This window comes from Pseudoalteromonas sp. NZS71_1 (genome assembly GCF_015864305.1).
GTDB classification, from domain to species: Bacteria; Pseudomonadota; Gammaproteobacteria; order Enterobacterales; family Alteromonadaceae; genus Pseudoalteromonas; species Pseudoalteromonas arctica.
This window is the reverse complement of record NZ_JADYXM010000010.1, coordinates 130,305-147,968: the sequence shown is the minus strand read 5'-3', so window position 1 is coordinate 147,968 and position 17,664 is coordinate 130,305. Positions and strand designations below refer to the sequence as shown.

Sequence of the window (17,664 nt, the reverse complement as noted above, 5' to 3'; positions counted from 1 at the left end):
TCCTTTAATTACTTTTTAATATTGTATAAACGTCACTTAACAAGCTTGAAGCACCAAACCTAAATGTATTTGCTTGCAGATAATCATCACCCATTATTGCGCGTGCTAGCGTTAAATAATCACTGGCATCGGCAACAGTTTTAACACCACCGGCAGCTTTAAAGCCCACACGTTTATCCGAGTTTTTAATGGCTGTTAGCATAATTTCTGTTGATTCAAGGGTTGCATTAATGGCCACTTTACCCGTACTGGTTTTTACAAAATCGGCACCACCTTCAATTGCAAGCTTCGTGGCTTGTGTTATTAGCGCTTCGGTTTTTAGCTCACCGCTTTCTATTATTACTTTTAGTTGCGCGCGCGACCCACATGCTTTTTTACTTTCGCTTACATAACTAAGTACTGTTTGAGCATCGCCCGCTATGAGTTTTTTGTAAGGAATAACCAAATCAATTTCGTCAGCGCCGCGCTCTATTGCAATAAGTGTTTCGTTAATTACATCACTCAGTGGCGCATCACCTGTTGGAAAGTTAGTAACCGTTGCAACTTTTACGTGGTTAAGCTCACGTGCTGCGAGTGCTATTTTTGCATCATCAACAAAGTCGCTATAAACACATACTGCGGCAGGCATGCCCAGCGTCGGGTTTATACTATCAACAAGCGCTTGAATGCTTTTGGTGGTATCGCTAGTGTTTAAGCTTGTTAAATCCATCAGTGCGACTGCTAATGCGGCATCTTTTTGGTGTTGTGTCATTAGAGCTCCGTTGCCTCTTGAGTACAAAATAGAATATGCCTCCATATTAACAAATTAAACCAAACTCGCTATAGCTCATAACCAAACACTATAAGCTGTTTATTTTACTTGTAACTCGGCGCAATCCCTTGTTAACTAACTCTTAGGCCTAAAAAGCCCACCTATTATAACTTTTGGTTATATCAACTTGGTTTTAATTATTTTTTACTTATTGATAGCCGCTATATTCTGCTTATCAGAATAAAGCGTTTTCTTATATTTGAATTTGTTTAGGGGTCTTATTAACGTGCAGTATTTACCTATCTTTACCAAACTCGACAACAAACCAGTATTGGTTGTTGGCGGTGGAGAGGTCGCATTACGCAAATGTCGCGCGTTTTTAAAAGCGAGAGCGAGCGTTACTTTAGTAGCGCCTTGGTTTTGCGACGAACTAAAAGAGCATGCGCATAATAATGAAGTAACGCTTATTGATGCTTATTTTGATGAGTCGCATCTCGATGGAAAAATGCTTGTTATTGCAGCAACCGACCGCGATGAAGTAAACAACAACGTATTTGAACTTGCCAATGCCCGCAATGTATTTGTAAACGTGGTTGATGACCAACCTAAATGTACGTTTATATTCCCATCCATTGTTGACCGCGACCCAATTACGATTGCTATATCAAGTGCAGGCACAGCGCCGGTACTTGCACGTCGCTTACGCGAAAAGCTCGAAACCCTTATTCCGCATCATATTGGCCCACTTGCAACACTTGTCGGTGGCTTTAGAGACAAAGTAAAAAAACGCTTTAAACATTTTTCAGACCGCCGCCAATTTTGGGAAGGCGTGTTCGACTCATCTGTCGTGAGTAAAGTGCAAACCGGTGATACTCAAGCCGCACAGCAGCAATTAGAGCAAATGCTAGATGCAAAAGCAGAACCTGAAGGCGAAGTATATGTAGTAGGTGCAGGCCCAGGCGATCCAGAGCTTTTAACACTCAAAGCACTGCAACTTATGCAACAAGCCGATGTGGTTGTATACGACTTTTTAGTGTCTGACGAAATTATGGAATTAGTGCGTCGTGATGCTGACCTTATTTGTGTAGGCAAACGTTTAGGCGATCATAGTGTTGTTCAAGACGACACCAACCAAATGCTGGTCGACCTTGCTAAACAAGGCAAAAAAGTGTGCCGCATTAAAGGTGGCGATCCGTTTATTTATGGCCGTGGTGGCGAAGAAGTACAAGTACTGGCTGCTAACAACGTAAATTATCAAATTGTACCGGGTATTACAGCCGCTGCAGGTTGTAGTGCTTATGCGGGTATTCCACTTACGCATCGTGACCACGCACAAGCCATTCAATTTGTAACTGGCCACTGTAAAAAAGACGGCCAAGAACTTGATTGGCAATCGCTGGCAAAAGCAAATCAAACGCTTGCTATTTACATGGGCGTAATTAAATCGCCGCACATACAAAGCGAGCTTTTAAAACATGGCCGTAAAGCCGACACACCTGTTGCCATTATCGAAAACGGTACACGCAAAAATCAGCGTGTAGTAACAGGCCAATTAGGCGAACTTGCCGACTTAATTGAACGCAACAGCATTATATCGCCTGCGCTACTCATTATTGGTGAAGTAGCCGCCCTGCACTCGCAACTAGCGTGGTTTGGGAAAAACGAACAAACAAGCAGCTTTGCACAGCCGCTAACAGATGTATCAAATACATAACCGAATTTTAAATTTGTAACTTTTAATCATTTTAGTAGGACGACTAACAATGGCTTTAACTCACCTTCAGCAACTAGAAGCTGAAAGTATCAAAATCATGCGCGAAGTCGCCGCTGAGTTTGAGAACCCAGTAATGCTTTACTCTATTGGTAAAGATTCGTCGGTACTTTTGCACTTAGCGCGTAAAGCATTTTACCCTGCAAAAATTCCGTTTCCGTTATTGCACGTAGACACCAATTGGAAGTTTCGTGAAATGATTGAGTTTCGCGACCGTATAGCTAAAGAATACGGTTTTGACCTACTGGTACACAAAAATCCAGAAGGCATTGAAATGGGTGTAGGCCCGTTTACGCATGGCTCGGGTAAACATACCGATATAATGAAAACCCAAGGCTTAAAGCAGGCACTTAACAAATATGGTTTTGATGCTGCATTTGGTGGCGCACGCCGCGACGAAGAGAAGTCACGCGCAAAAGAACGTGTTTACTCGTTCCGCGACAAACACCACCGTTGGGACCCTAAAAACCAACGTCCTGAGCTTTGGAATACTTATAACAGCCAAGTTAATCCGGGCGAAAGCATTCGTGTTTTCCCGTTGTCTAACTGGACTGAGCTTGATATTTGGCAATACATTTACCAAGAAAACATCGACATGGTACCGCTTTACCTAGCAAAAGAGCGCCCTGTTGTTGATCGCGACGGCACCCTAATAATGGTTGACGATGAGCGTATGCCACTTAACGAAGGTGAAGTACCGCAAATGAAATCTGTACGTTTTCGTACATTAGGCTGCTACCCACTTACCGGTGCAGTTGAGTCAACAGCCAGTACTTTAACCGAAATTATTGAAGAAATGCTGCTATCTACGTCATCTGAACGTGAAGGTCGTGTTATCGACCATGATTCAGCCGGCTCAATGGAGAAGAAAAAACGTGAGGGGTATTTTTAATGTCTAGCCAAAATAACGATACATTTAACGAAGTAAAAGAAATAGGCATAGACGCCTACCTAGCACGCCAACAAGATAAAAGCTTATTGCGTATGCTTACGTGTGGCAGCGTAGATGACGGTAAATCAACATTGATTGGCCGCCTACTGCACGACAGCCACCAAATTTATGAAGATCAGCTAGCAGCCCTTCATAAAGATAACGAAAAAGTAGGTAATGCAGGTGAAGATCTTGACCTTGCATTATTAGTTGATGGCCTACAAGCTGAGCGCGAGCAAGGCATTACCATTGACGTAGCGTACCGTTACTTTTCAACGGCTAAGCGTAAATTTATTATTGCCGACACACCTGGGCACGAGCAATACACGCGTAACATGGTAACAGGTGCATCAACAAGCGATGTCGCCATTATTTTGGTTGATGCGCGTTACGGCGTACAAGTACAAACTAAGCGCCATAGCTTTATTTGTGACTCGCTGGGCATTAAGCAGTTTGTTGTTGCCGTTAATAAAATGGATATCGTTGATTTTGACGAAACCGTGTATGAAAAAATTAAGGCCGATTACCTTAAATTTGCTGAGCAACTTAACGTATCAAACATTAAGTTTGTGCCTATGTCGGCGCTTAAAGGCGACAACGTAGTAACTCGCTCTGCTCATACACCGTATTACACCGACAAGCCGCTACTTGAATTATTAGAAGATTCGCCAGCAGCCGAAACAGATACAGGCTTTGAAGCGCGCCTACCGGTGCAATATGTAGTGCGTCCTAACTTAAACTTCCGTGGTTTTCAGGGCACACTTACATCGGGCAAGATACACGTAGGCGATGCTATAAAAGTATTACCATCGGGTAAAACATCAAGCATTAAAGAAATTGTTACCTTTGATGGCAACCTAGACAGCGCAGAAGCAGGCCAAGCAATTACCGTTACCCTAAATAACGAAATTGATATTAGCCGAGGCGACGTAATAGTACCTGCAAATTCAACGGCTGTTGTTACTAACCAGCTGCAAGCTAAAATTGTGTGGATGCATGAGTCGCCATTAGTATTAGGTAAAAGCTATAACCTAAAGCTAGGCAGCAAAAACACTTCAGCTATTGTTACAAAGATTGATTACACGATTGATGTAAACACGCTTGAGCACGGCACTAGCGACTCACTGCAGTTAAACGAAATTGCGATTGTAACGCTTGAACTAACCGAAACTATTTTGGCAGACGAGTACCACAGCAATCACGAAACAGGCTCGTTTATACTAATTGATCGCTTATCAAACCTAACCGTTGCTGCGGGCATGATTGAACAAGTACTGCAAAGCCAAGCACAGCAAAGTAACTTTAGCGAATTTGAAGTTGAATTTAACAGCTTAGTACGCAAGCACTTTCCGCATTGGCAAGCGCTTGATATTTCTAAGTTATAAGTTAACTTTAGCCTGTTAGGAATTTAAAAGCATGGTAGAACAGCTCGTTTTAACAGGCATTATGCTTACCTTAGTCGGGTGCCTTTTTGGCACCCGTATTAATCCAGCATGGTTATTTGTAAGCGCCATTGGCACCAGCTACTTAGCAGGGCTAATCGATCTTGAAAGCATGTTAATTAATTATGCTAACCCGTCGCTTATCACCTTAGTACTATTGGTGTTAGTGTCGACCGCAATAGAAAAAACCACCCTAATTCAAAAGTTAGCGCAATCGCTATCTAAAGGTAGTTTAGTAAAATCGGTAACAAAATTAGGGTTATCAACCGCCTTTTTATCGTCGTTTACTAACAATACCGCCGTTGTTGCATCGCTTATTACAGCGATAAAAGACAACCCTAATCACTCCCCTTCAAAGCTATTATTACCGCTGTCGTACACTGCTATTTTGGGCGGCACTATTACGCTTATTGGTACATCAACCAACTTAATCGTCAATGGCTTTGCAGTCGATGCGGGCATGGAACCGCTGGGCTTTTTTGACTTTACCTTAGTGGGTTTAGGCGCGCTAAGCGTAGGCCTAATTACCATTTTAGTAATGCTTAAATACTTACCCGACAACGGTAAAAGCGATCAAGAAGTCGTGCCTTTTTACCTAGAAGGTAAAGTACAAGCAAACTCAAAATTAATAGGCCAGACCGTTGAAGAAAACGGCCTGCGTGATTTAAAAGACTTATTCCTTGCTGAAATTATTCGCGATGGCAGCCGCATATGCGCAGTCACCCCGCAGCAAATTATTCAAAAAGATGACGTGCTGCTTTTTGTAGGTGACATAAAATCGGTGCCATTACTTACCCGTTTCGACGGCCTAAAAGTAGTACACGAGAATCATCAAAAAGACATAGAACACTTAGTAGAAGTAGTTGTAAGTCAATCTTCAAAATTTATTGGCAAAACCGTGAAAGAAGCCCGCTTTAGAGAGCAATTTCATGCTGCTGTTATTGCCATTCGCCGTGGGCACGACCGCTTACAAGGCGGCCTTGGGCAAGTACAATTACAAGCTGGCGACTCGCTAATACTGGCCCCAGGCAAAAACTTTTACACCTTGCCTAATTTAAAGCGCGAATTTGTGTATATTTCAGGGTTTGACTTACAAGCCCACCTTGCACCTAAGCAATCAAATATTGTGCTACTAAGCTTTGCCGCAGTACTGGGTTTAAGCATTATTGGTATAGTCCCGCTAGTTAAAGGCTTATTAGTATTACTGATTGGCTTAATGCTCAGTGGCACCATAAAACTTAACGAAGTAAAACGCCGTTTTCCTATCGAGTTATTAGTGGTAGTAGGCAGCGCCATTGGCCTTGCCAAGTTAATGATAGGCACCGGACTTGCCGGGCAAATATCCAGCGCCCTATTTATGGTACTTGGAGATTTTGGCCCATACGGCGCATTTATTGCCATATTTTTAATGACCGTATTATTTACCGAGCTTATTACTAATAACGCAGCAGCTGCCTTGTCCTTCCCTGTTGCTTACTCACTCGCGGTTGGCTTTAATGTAGACCCGCTACCATTTATTATGGCGGTTGCCTTTGGCGCATCAGCCAGCTTTATATCGCCATTTGGGTATCAAACTAACCTAATGGTTTATAGCGCGGGTAACTATCGCTTAAAAGATTACATAGTGATGGGCTTACCCCTTTCTATTATTTATTCAATCACGGTATTAACCTTGATCCCGCTGGTATTTCCGTTTTAATACCTGCGCTCACAGCATAAGAGACTCTCACTATGGATGAAAATATAGTTTGGCATAACTACGCAACTACAAAAGCACAGCGTAGTGAGCAAAAAAAACATAAGCCCGCTATTTTATGGTTTACCGGCTTTTCAGGCTCTGGTAAAAGCACCGTAGCAAACGCACTAGAAGCGGCGCTTAATCAGCAAGGTACGCACACTTACCTGCTCGATGGCGACAACGTACGCCACGGTTTATGTAAAGACCTAGGCTTTAGCGACGAAGACCGCATTGAAAACATACGCCGCGTAGGCGAAACCGCTAAACTAATGACCGACGCTGGCTTGTTAGTACTTACTGCGTTTATATCGCCTTTTAGAGCGGAGCGCGACATGGTGCGTAACTTAGTAGATGACGGAGAGTTTATTGAAGTATTTATCGATACCCCACTGGATGTATGCGAAAGCCGCGATCCAAAAGGCTTATACAAAAAAGCCCGCGCAGGGGAGATAAAACACTTCACGGGTATCGATTCAAGCTACGAAGTGCCAAACAATCCAGAAATAATTTTAGATACAAGTAAAAACACCCTAGACCAATCGGTTACACAACTGATAACGTATCTAAAACAAAAGCACATAATATAGGTTAACCCCATGAATCAAACCGAACTGCTAGAAGAAACCCTCATCCTTGCCCGCAAAGCAGGCCAAGCGATAATGGGAATTTACGAAAAGGACTTTAACGTTGAGTACAAAGCCGATGAAAGCCCCGTAACCGACGCCGATTTAGCAGCTCATAAACTGATTGTGGCAGGGCTTCAACAGCTCACACCCGACATTCCAATACTCAGTGAAGAAAACGCCGACATAAGCTGGGATGTACGCCAAACGTGGAAAAGCTACTGGTTAGTTGACCCAATAGACGGCACTAAAGAATTTATTAAAAAGAACGGTGAATTTACCGTAAACATCGCCCTAATTAAAAACGGCACTCCTATTTTAGCCGTAGTAGATGCACCCGCCCTTGGTGTATCGTACTTAGCCGCCGAAGCAATTGGCGCATTTAAAGATAAAGGCGATGAGCGAATTGAGCTTAAAGTAACAACTAAACCTAACAAAGGGTTAATTCGTGTTGTAGGCAGCCGCTCGCACCCATCACCCGATTTAGCCGAGTTTGTGAAACGCTTTGATGAGGTTGAAATGGTGTCTAAAGGCAGCTCACTTAAGCTGTGTTTAGTCGCTGAGGGCAGCGCCGACATTTACCCGCGCTTAGGTCCAACGTGCGAATGGGATACAGGCGCAGGCCATGCAATCGCCGAAATAGCCGGTGCTAAAGTCACTAAGCTTGATGGCAGCCCGCTTATTTATAACACCAAAGATGAATATTTAAATCCGTATTTTATTGTAAGTGCGATAGAAGAGTAAGCGCAGTTTTGAGTGGTTAGCTATCGGTTGTCAGCAAGTTCACAAGAATAGCGCAGCATTAGATTTAACACTGTAGGCTGGGTAGAGCGAAGCGAAACCCAGCTCGAGATGTGAAATCAGCCATAATAAAACCATTTTCACCACAAGGCTTACCTAGGTGTTTCACTACACAGAAATGCGCATACAGTTTTTATTTCGGGTGAGGTATCATCTAACATCTACTATTCTAAATTGTTTTAAAATGCTTTTATAATCTCTAAAACTAGTGCCATTTTTTTTATGACCCATCGAAATAGCTTCGGACTGTTTCGTTAGTGAATATTTAGCGCCCTTTGAACTTGGAAGACAAGAACTGTAATAGCTATACAGTCTTTCTTTATCACTTAACTCTAACTTTTGCGCTGTACTTTTAATAATACTATAAACTTTATCACCAAAATCTATAGCTTCTTTCTCCGTAGGTATATACCCTTTATGAATGACCTTATTCCTAAAGCCAACAGTATTACTTTCAAGAACTTGGGCTTTCTCATTATATTTTGCCAAAAATAAAAAAGTAAATGCACCTAATTGCCTTTCTGACTGATTAGAAACTTCCTTCCATGTATCAAGCAAAATACTTTCATCAATTCCTAATGAATGAATATGATATTTAATGAAAAATTCATAGAAACGCTCAAGTGATGCTGCAAATGAAGCAACAGCCTCTCTCATATATCCATCACTGATTGCATTTACTGCGATATCAAAAAGCATTTCAAATTTTTGCGCTTTCAATACAACTATATATTCATGTCCTTTCCCACAAACAACCCTATGAATTCCATCATCAATAAGCTGTTGGGGCTGCATTTTAAATAGACGGAAGCCATTATCATTATGAGGCTCTCTCAAACATTGTGGACACGTGATTTCAATTCTCATAAATATCCTTATCAATACGTTACCTTGCCAGTGTATAACAATTGAACATTATTGGATAAGCTGTTTAATAAATAAAACCGCTCTCTTGGGCTTGCGACTCGCAGACGCTATGATGTGTTGGGTTTCGCTTCGCTCTACCCAACCTACGCTTTGATATAAAAATGAAGTTTTATTCTTTCGGCATTATTTCAGGACAGGTCTGGTTTTGAATTTAGGGCGAAAGTCAAAAAAGAATGTGCCGACCCTATTCCTTCTAAAACCCTTAACGATTTTGCTGGGCGATAAAAGCAAGCGAGTGCTGATTAAATAAGTCAGGGCGTTCCACATTACAAACATGGCCGCAATGGTGAATAGTTTGCAGTACGCTATTTTTATGACGCTTAACCATTTCTTTAACAGGACCAAGGAACATATGATCTTCCTTACCCATAATGTACAGAATGGGAATATCAATGTCTTTTTCTTTGAAATATTGCATTAAAGGATTTACGTCCATGGCTAATTTAAACCATTTTATAAACTCTTTTTGGCACAAGCGTTTTGCTTCACGAACAAACAAAAGTCGAGATTCTTTATGACGCTTTTTCGGCATCATAATAAAAGCAAATAAGCGATACAGCCACATATAAGGCAGGAAGTGTTTAAAAGTATTACCTAAATAAACCAATGTATTACTGCGAGTATTAAAACGAGTAACCGCTCCACCTAGCACCATGCTAGAAACATATTGCGGCGCAATTTCAGCAATATTTCGAATAATAATTGTGCCCAATGAAATGCCAACAAAGTGTGCGCTGGTGATATTGTTATGATCTAACACATCGATAATGTCTTTAGAGACATTATTAAATGAATAATTATTATCAACAAAGTTTTGTACTAAGTTATTCGATTTTCCATGACCACGAAGATCTAGCAACAATACATTATATTCTTTTTTATAGGCTTTAAGCTGACGAAACCAGATTGCCGAACTACCACCCGCTCCATGGACAAATACAACCCATGTTTTACTGGTTTCGTGCGCAAAAGTAGTATGGAAAAGAATTTCTTTGCTCATTGCAGTTAGCGGCCTATTTACTTCGTTTGGCATATTCAATTGTAGGAAGTATAACGGAGTTTAATAAAAATCTCTTATGAAGTTGAGATCAATGGCTTCTACTTAACAACTTTTGGGAGCAGATTTTGATTTTTAAATGAAAACCAATAAAAATGACCTTCCCCTATTTTTACGTTATGAAAACCGCCTTCCTCGGCTTTCCTGCTAGCATGACGCTATAGCGTGTTGGGTTTCGCTCCAACTAACCAACCTACCCCGTACAGTAACTCTATAATGTGGCTTGCCATTTAAGGCTTTTGCTCACTTTTACACCACTGTTTCGTATTCATGACACTTACCCTCCAATTGAGCCTAATTAATTAGTCTAAAAATCTCTTCAAAACATGAAAAATGTCTCTAAAAACTATACCCTTCGGCGCAGTTATTATTTAAATAATGGATGAGCACACACACATGACAACATCTCAAGATGCAACGCTTTCAAATGCATCACCAAACACACACACAAATTCAAGCAAAAATTCAAATACAAAAACTAAATGGAACCTGCACGATACGCAGTGGACATTAAGTTTATTTGGTACCGCCGTTGGTGCGGGTATTTTATTTTTACCTATTAACATTGGTATTGGCGGTTTTTGGCCGTTAATTATTATGGCGTGTTTAGCGTTCCCAATGACCTTTTTTGCTCACCGTGGATTAGCACGTTTTGTACTGTCGTCAAAAAATAAAGATGCCGATTTTACCGACGTAGTTGAAGAACATTTTGGTGTGACTGCGGGGCGGTTAATTTCCTTGTTGTACTTTTTATCTATATTCCCAATTTTGCTTATTTACGGTGTGGGTTTAACCAATACTGTTGATAGTTTTATGGTTAATCAAATGGGGATGGAATCAGCTTCTCGCGTGCTACTTTCGGGCGTATTAGTTGCAGGTATGATTAGCTTAATGATGGGCGGCGAGCGCTTGATGCTACGTGCCTTTGCTATTTTAGTGTATCCGCTTGTGGGCATATTGTTCTTTTTATCACTTTATTTAATCCCTAGCTGGCAGATGCCAGATATGACGGTGCCTGAAATGGGCAGCTTTGGTAAAACGTTGTGGTTATCGATTCCTATTATTGTGTTTTCGTTTAGCCACGCAGCGGCTATCTCAAGCTTTGTGAATGTGCAACGCGGTCATTACGGCGAACAAGCTACACGTAAGTCTGAGGCGATTTTAAAGCGCACTAGCTTGCTACTTATTACCTTTGTACTGTTATTTGTGTTCTCTTGCGTGCTGTCGCTTACAGGCGAGCAAATGGCAGCGGCTAAAGCGGCTAACGTATCGGTTTTATCCTACCTTGCTAATATTACTGATAACTCGTTTATTGCCACACTTGGGCCACTTGTTGCCTTTATTGCTATTACATCGTCGTTTTTGGGTCATTTTTTAGGTGCACGCGAAAGCTTTACAGGATTAGTAACTAAACAAACAGGCTTAAGCGCTGGCGTTACCGATAAAATTGGTGTGTTAATCATGTTTTTAGCTATTTGGTTTTGTGCTGTTAAAAATCCAAGTATTTTAGACATGATGGATCAGTTATCGGGCCCTATCATTGCGATGATTTTATTCATCATGCCAATGATTGCAGTTTATAAAGTACCTGCACTTAATAAATACCGAAATCGCTTTAGCACGCTATTTATATTAGCGGTTGGCTCGCTTGCTGTATTTGCACTTTTATACAGCATGCTTAAGTAATAAAACGGTTTATACAAAAGCCCGGCTACTTTTTAGCTGGGCTTTTTTTGTGTGCTGTTTATCTCAAATTGTTTTTTTATAGTCGCTCTTCAGGCATGTTATAAATTAACTAGCCTAAAAATAAAACAATTATGCACTTTACTAAACAACTCCTACTTTACGTAAGCTTGCTAACTACGCTTGTTTTAAGCCTCTTTGTTAGAGGCGATGACGCTCCCACTATTTTATCGATGAAAGAGCGCGCAGCGTTTATAGATAAAATAACTGAGCTTAGAATCAATAGCTTAATGCCCTCGTTAATGAAGCAGCACAACACTGATATGTGGCTTCTTATAAGCCGCGAATACAATGAAGATCCAATATTAAAAACAATGCTGCCTGCAACATGGCTTTCAGCCAGACGCACCACTATTTTGCTATTTGCACTTAATAAACAAGGTGGTGTTGATGCTTACGCTATTGCGCCTTATAAAATAGGTAACGTATTTAAAAAAGGGTGGGATAAGCAAACACAACCAAGCCAGTGGGCAGCACTCAATACACTTATTGAGCAATACAAACCTCGCAACATTGCGCTTAATACTTCTACCGACTGGGCACATGCCGATGGCCTTGTGCTAGGCGATTACAAAACCTTAATGGCCAACTTGCCCGCCGCTTATCACAATAAAATAATTTCTGCAGAGCCGCTTGCTGTTGCGTGGTTAGAGCAACGCATTCCTGAAGAAGTTAAAATGTATAAACATATTGTGGCTATTACCCATCATATTATTGCAGAGGGGTTTTCGGGTAAAACAATTACGGTTGGTGAAACAACTAGCGATGACTTGGTATGGTGGTTTAGAGAGCGTGTAAAAGAGCTAAAACTACAAACATGGTTTCACCCAAGTATTGCTATTCAGCGCGCCGATGCGAAGTCGTTCGATCATGAAGAAAGCTTTACCAATGGCTACGATGATAACGTTATACAAGCCGGTGACTTGCTTCATGTAGATTTTGGGATTACTTATTTACGCTTAAATACCGACACGCAGCAGCATGCGTATGTGCTCAAAGAAAACGAAATAAGTGCGCCTAGTTACTTAGTTGAAGCACTAAAAAGCGGTAATAAATTACAAGACATATTTACCAATCAATTTGCGGTAGGTAAAACCGGTAATGAGGTTTTAGCTGCAGCACGAAAAGCCGCCATTGATCAGGGATTAAAACCCACTATTTATACTCATCCTCTTGGCTATCATGGTCATGCTGCAGGTACTACATTAGGTATGTGGGATTCTCAGCAAGGTGTACCGGGAGATGGTGACTATCCGCTACATTTAAATACGGCTTACTCAATTGAGCTTAACAATGCGGTGTTTATAAAACAGTGGAATAAAGAAATAAGAATAATGCTAGAGGAAGATGCTATTTTTGATAAAAGCGGTGTCTGGTATTTAAATGGCCGACAAACACAGCTATTGCTTGTAAAATAAAGTATAAAAAAATGGCGCTCACTGAGCGCCATTTTTAATTTAATTCGTTGCTATTATTCTGTATCTGGCAGGTTACGGCCATAGAATATTTCTTGCATTTCACGGGTCAGCTTTGAGCGAATTTCGTCTTCTTCGCCCTCTGATAAATCTGCCGTAGAAAGGCCGAACAAATACGTGTTTAGATCGGTTTCTTTTAACATCATTTTGGTATGGAACAGGTTTTCTTGATACACGTTCACGTCCATCATTTGGTACGCTTCTTTTGTATCTTCTGTCATGAAGTTTTGAATCGAGCTAATAGCATGATCAATGTAGTGCTTAACACCGTTTATGTCGCGGGTAAAACCACGAACGCGGTAGTCAATTGTTACTACGTCTGATTCAAGGCTATGAATTAAGAAGTTTAACGCTTTAAGTGGCGAAATAATGCCACAAGTAGACACTTCAATATCAGCACGGAATGTACAAATACCATCATCAGGGTGAGCTTCTGGGTATGTGTGTACACAAATGTGGCTTTTATCTAGGTGCGCAACAACTGAATCAGGTAATGGGCCTGGTGCTTCGTCAGCATCGTAATTTTGCTGCTCTTCTACTGGTTCTTCTGAAACCAAAATAGTTACACTTGCGCCTTGCGGTTCATAATCTTGGCGCGCTACATTTAAAATGTTAGCACCAATAATATCAACAACTTCACCTAAAATGTCGGTTAGTCTATCTGCACTGTACTGCTCATCGATATATTCAATATATTCTTTACGTTGTTGCTCGGTCTTTGCGTAACAAATATCATAAATACTAAAGCTTAAACTTTTGGTTAAATTGTTAAAGCCATGAAGTTTAAGTTTATCGAAGGGTTTGTTCATAATAAACCAACCTATAAATTAGTGGGTTCTGCACCTGCAGAATGAAAAGTTCGCGGATTTTATACGAATTTCCCTCGTGGAAAAAGCGTTATTTTGCTTGATCTTGCACAACTTCGTGGCTATGCGTAATTTCTACTGTTTTATCAAGCATTAATGCAACTGAGCAATACTTTTCAGCAGAGAGTGAAACGGCGCGTGCAAGGTGCTTTTCAGACACATTATTGCCTTTAACAACAAAGTGTAAGTTGATTTTGGTAAACACACGTGGGGCTGTTTCGGCGCGCTCTGCACTTAGTTGTACTTGTACATCTGAAAAATCTTGTTTGGCTTTTTTTAAAATACTAACCACATCAACTGATGAACAACAGCCAACTGACATTAAAACCATTTCCATTGGGCTTGGTGCTGCACTATCGCTGCCGCCATCAAACACAACATTGTGGTTAGAATTAGAACGACCAATAAACGTATCGCCTTCAACCCATTTTACATTTGCTTGCATTGTTATATCTCAAAAAAATATTTTCTTGATTGTAAGCAAGTTAGCCGTAGTTGCAAATGAAAATGCAACGCAGGGCTATAAAATGGCTAAGATTGTTGTGTTAAAGCGCTATCAAAGAGGTTTTTTACTAAACCTGCAAATTCATCTATAAAGGCATGCTGTTCAACCGTGACAGGCTGTGAGGTGATGCTGCTGAGGACTTCTTCTAAATCGTAAACTATGCCATCAACTTCGCGTACAATTTGACTACGCTGCTCTGTGTTGAGGTTTGTGTGCTGCTCGCAAATGAGCATCACATTTTGTGCAATAACGTCTTCGATTAATTCCATTACTGTTGGGGCACCTGGTTTTATTTCGCCTGGCTTCTCAAACAATGCTAAATTTTGAGTTAGATACATGATCAAATCATCGTACCCTTGCCTATCTAAAACCATTTTTGTACCACCTTTGTATAATTAATTATTTTTGATTTAAGCAGAAAGCGCTGTTGATTGCTAGCTTTGCGCGTTAGCAATACAAAAAAAGCAGCCGAAGCTGCTTTTATAATAATTAAGTAGTATTACTACTTAATCTATTTTTAAGCCTGGGCTTAGTGTTGCTGGCATAGCTACTTTTTCAAGCTCTACTGAAGCAACTGGGTATGCACAGTAATCGGCTGCATAATACGCGCTTGCTCTGTGATTGCCCGATGCGCCAATACCACCAAATGGTGCTGCGCTTGATGCGCCAGTAATTGGGCGGTTCCAGTTAACAATACCTGCACGAATACGACGTAAGAAATGGTCGTAATCTGCTGCACTGTCACTTAATAAACCAGCCGATAAACCAAAGGTTGTATCGTTTGCTTTATCAATGGCTTGGTCAAAGTCGTCAAAGCGGAACACTTTTAAAAGTGGTCCAAAATGCTCTTCATCTGGGAAGTCACTAATATTTGTACACTCAATAATACCTGGTGTTACAAAACCGGTATTAGCTGTGTGCTCAAGTTCTACTAATACTTCACCACCAAGCTCAACAAGCTCGTTTTGCGCTTTAACCATGCCTGCAGCTGCAGCTGATGAAATCATAGAGCCCATAAATGGCTGGTCTGCATCGTCATAATTACCTACTTTAATCGCTTTAGTTGCTGTGATTAAACGCTCCAGTATCACATCGCCTTTGCTACCAGTTGGTAAAAATAGTTTACGTGCACACGTACAACGCTGGCCACTTGAGATAAACGCAGATTGAATAATATCGTGAACAACCGCTTTAGTGTCTTCAACGTCAGTAATAATAAGTGGGTTATTACCACCCATTTCTAGCGCTAAAATTTTGCCAGGTTGACCCGCAAACTGTTCATGTAAAATATGACCAGTACGCGAAGAACCCGTGAAAAACAAGCCATCAATCCCTTTGTGAGCAGCAAGGGCTTTACCCGTTTCTACTTCACCTTGTACAAGGTTAATGACACCGGCTGGTAAACCTGCTTTTTCCCACAGTTTAAGCGTAAGCTCAGCTACTTTAGGAGTAAGTTCAGACGGTTTAAACACAACCGTGTTACCTGCTAAAAGCGCTGGCACAATGTGGCCATTAGGTAAGTGACCCGGAAAGTTATACGGACCAAATACGGCTACAACACCATGTGGCTTATGACGAATCATCGCACGGCCAAGTGGCATTGCGTTTTCTACGTCGCCAGTGCGCTCTAAAAATGCTTTTTCAGAAATGGCAATTTTACCAACCATAGCACCCGCTTCTGTGCGAGTTTCCCACAGTGGCTTACCTGTTTCTTGTGCAATAGTAATAGCGAGCTCTTCGCTGTTTTCTTTTAATTGCGCTGCAAATGCTTTAATTATTTCTAAACGCTCAGTAAAACTTTTATCAGCCCATGCATAAAACGCTTCGCGCGCTGCATTTACTGCGGTGTCTACTTGCGCCGCAGTTGCCGATGAAGCCTGCCAAATAACGTCGTTATTTGCAGGGTTTACTGAATTAAATTCTGTGCCTTGGCCTTGTGACCATTGACCATTTATAAATTGTGCAGGATGAGTCATATACTTTCTCCTAAATTAAATCGTGGTTGCACTAACAATATCGCCAGTTTGCAAATGCAGTGCATCTGCTATTTCTTGCGATAAAATAAGGCTTTTTGCGCGCTCGTCAAATGTCATTGGTGCAACGGTTGCTCTAAAGTCATTAAGCTTTTCGTTAGCTAGTAACACCATGGTGTCGCCAGTCATTTCGCCAATTTCAACGTTAAAGTGATTTGCATTACGAATAGTCGCAATGTTATCTACTTTTGCTTCAACCGTTGGGCCGCCGTCAAAAATGTCTACGTAGCCATTAAACGTAAAGCCTTCGCTTTTTAATAACTCGATTGCTGGGCGAGTGTTGTCGTGTACTTTACCTATTACGGCTTGCGCATCTTTACTTAGCAAGTTTACGTAAATTGGGTATTTAGGCATTAATTCAGCAATGAAAACCTTTTGGCCAATACCTGTTAGGTAATCGGCTGTTGGAAAATCCATTGAGAAAAAGTGCTCTTCAAGCCACTGCCAAAAAGGGCTACTGCCGTTTTCGTCAGACACACCGCGCATTTCTGCGATTACTGTTTGCGCAAAACGCTCTTGATGCTGTTTTATAAACATAAAGCGCGCTTTTGAAAGTAGCTTACCGTTACAATTTTTACGATAGCCATCTTTTAAAAACAATGTGCAAAGCTCTGTAGCACCTGTGTAGTCGTTACATAGCGTTAGAATATCAACCGCTTTGTATACGTCTAATGTGCGCGAAGAGTGAATCACTTTACTTAAGTGATAATGATAAAATGCATCATCAAGCCCTACCGCAGCTTCAATTGCAGATGTTCCTACAACTTCACCGGTTTCGCTATCTTCAAGAACAAACAGGTAGCCTTCGTCACCAGGTTGTGACGTTTGTTTAGCAAAAGAGCTTACTGAATGGTCGATCTTTTTTTGCAATAGTTCTTCGTTTAATGGCAAAGACGTAAAACCATGCCCTGATTCGTGGGCAATTTTCAGTAATGCTGAATAATCATTTTGCTGGATTGGGCGAAGGATCATCATGAGTCCGCTTGCTCCCTTATAAATAA

The 17,664-nt window shown here is 41.1% G+C and carries 16 protein-coding genes; 8 read left to right on the top strand and 8 right to left on the bottom strand.

Annotation, left to right across the window (positions count from 1 at the left end):
• Window positions 1–4: 4 nt before the first annotated feature.
• Window positions 5–751, bottom strand: a complete 747-nt coding sequence (gene deoC, locus I6F43_RS14855) for a deoxyribose-phosphate aldolase (protein ID WP_197102951.1) — start codon at window positions 749–751, stop codon at window positions 5–7.
• 286 nt (window positions 752–1,037) lie between these two features.
• Between deoC and cysG the strand changes: the two genes are divergently transcribed.
• The 6 genes from cysG to cysQ are packed head-to-tail and all read left to right on the top strand — an operon-like array spanning window position 1,038 to window position 8,000.
• On the top strand, window positions 1,038–2,465 hold the full coding sequence (gene cysG, locus I6F43_RS14850; RefSeq protein WP_024600081.1) for a siroheme synthase CysG: 1,428 nt from the start codon (window positions 1,038–1,040) through the stop codon (window positions 2,463–2,465).
• A 49-nt stretch (window positions 2,466–2,514) separates the two neighbouring features.
• Entirely contained in the window at window positions 2,515–3,414 is a 900-nt protein-coding gene (gene cysD, locus I6F43_RS14845; RefSeq protein ID WP_008133447.1) for a sulfate adenylyltransferase subunit CysD, read from the top strand.
• Window positions 3,414–4,838: a sulfate adenylyltransferase subunit CysN gene (gene cysN / locus I6F43_RS14840; RefSeq protein ID WP_007580108.1), complete on the top strand. Its 1,425-nt coding sequence runs from the start codon at window positions 3,414–3,416 to the stop codon at window positions 4,836–4,838. The genes cysD and cysN overlap by 1 nt, the downstream gene beginning before the upstream one ends.
• Window positions 4,839–4,869: 31 nt before the next feature.
• A complete protein-coding gene (locus I6F43_RS14835) occupies window positions 4,870–6,594 on the top strand; it encodes an SLC13 family permease (protein WP_197102948.1) in 1,725 nt (574 codons plus the stop codon).
• A 32-nt stretch (window positions 6,595–6,626) separates the two neighbouring features.
• Window positions 6,627–7,220, top strand: coding sequence for an adenylyl-sulfate kinase (gene cysC, locus I6F43_RS14830; protein WP_149605738.1), 594 nt, complete (start codon window positions 6,627–6,629; stop codon window positions 7,218–7,220).
• A gap of 9 nt (window positions 7,221–7,229) precedes the next feature.
• Entirely contained in the window at window positions 7,230–8,000 is a 771-nt protein-coding gene (gene cysQ, locus I6F43_RS14825) for a 3'(2'),5'-bisphosphate nucleotidase CysQ (protein WP_007378438.1), read from the top strand.
• A 207-nt stretch (window positions 8,001–8,207) separates the two neighbouring features.
• Here cysQ and I6F43_RS14820 read toward each other — a convergent pair whose 3' ends face one another.
• Window positions 8,208–8,924 (bottom strand): hypothetical protein, encoded by a 717-nt coding sequence (locus I6F43_RS14820; RefSeq protein ID WP_197102946.1) that lies wholly within the window; start codon window positions 8,922–8,924, stop codon window positions 8,208–8,210.
• 262 nt (window positions 8,925–9,186) lie between these two features.
• Window positions 9,187–9,984 carry an alpha/beta fold hydrolase gene (locus I6F43_RS14815; RefSeq protein ID WP_007580097.1) on the bottom strand — a complete coding sequence of 266 codons (798 nt, stop codon included), beginning with the start codon at window positions 9,982–9,984 and terminating at the stop codon, window positions 9,187–9,189.
• Window positions 9,985–10,437: 453 nt separating this feature from the next.
• On the opposite strand from I6F43_RS14815, the gene I6F43_RS14810 reads away from it, so the two are divergent.
• On the top strand, window positions 10,438–11,727 hold the full coding sequence (locus I6F43_RS14810) for an aromatic amino acid transport family protein (protein ID WP_197102944.1): 1,290 nt from the start codon (window positions 10,438–10,440) through the stop codon (window positions 11,725–11,727).
• Between the two features lie 131 nt (window positions 11,728–11,858).
• Window positions 11,859–13,202, top strand: a complete 1,344-nt coding sequence (locus I6F43_RS14805; protein ID WP_197102942.1) for a M24 family metallopeptidase — start codon at window positions 11,859–11,861, stop codon at window positions 13,200–13,202.
• Between the two features lie 53 nt (window positions 13,203–13,255).
• Here the strand turns inward: I6F43_RS14805 and speD are convergent, their stop codons facing one another.
• The 5 genes from speD to astA form a co-directional block, all read right to left on the bottom strand.
• Window positions 13,256–14,068 (bottom strand): adenosylmethionine decarboxylase, encoded by an 813-nt coding sequence (gene speD, locus I6F43_RS14800; RefSeq protein ID WP_007376266.1) that lies wholly within the window; start codon window positions 14,066–14,068, stop codon window positions 13,256–13,258.
• 88 nt (window positions 14,069–14,156) lie between these two features.
• Window positions 14,157–14,570, bottom strand: a complete 414-nt coding sequence (locus I6F43_RS14795; protein ID WP_002958863.1) for an OsmC family protein — start codon at window positions 14,568–14,570, stop codon at window positions 14,157–14,159.
• Window positions 14,571–14,656: 86 nt separating this feature from the next.
• Window positions 14,657–15,004: a DUF3802 family protein gene (locus tag I6F43_RS14790; RefSeq protein WP_007580087.1), complete on the bottom strand. Its 348-nt coding sequence runs from the start codon at window positions 15,002–15,004 to the stop codon at window positions 14,657–14,659.
• 132 nt (window positions 15,005–15,136) lie between these two features.
• Window positions 15,137–16,606: a succinylglutamate-semialdehyde dehydrogenase gene (gene astD, locus I6F43_RS14785; protein ID WP_007580085.1), complete on the bottom strand. Its 1,470-nt coding sequence runs from the start codon at window positions 16,604–16,606 to the stop codon at window positions 15,137–15,139.
• Between the two features lie 15 nt (window positions 16,607–16,621).
• Window positions 16,622–17,638 carry an arginine N-succinyltransferase gene (gene astA / locus I6F43_RS14780; RefSeq protein WP_197102940.1) on the bottom strand — a complete coding sequence of 339 codons (1,017 nt, stop codon included), beginning with the start codon at window positions 17,636–17,638 and terminating at the stop codon, window positions 16,622–16,624.
• Between the last annotated feature and the right edge of the window lie 26 nt (window positions 17,639–17,664).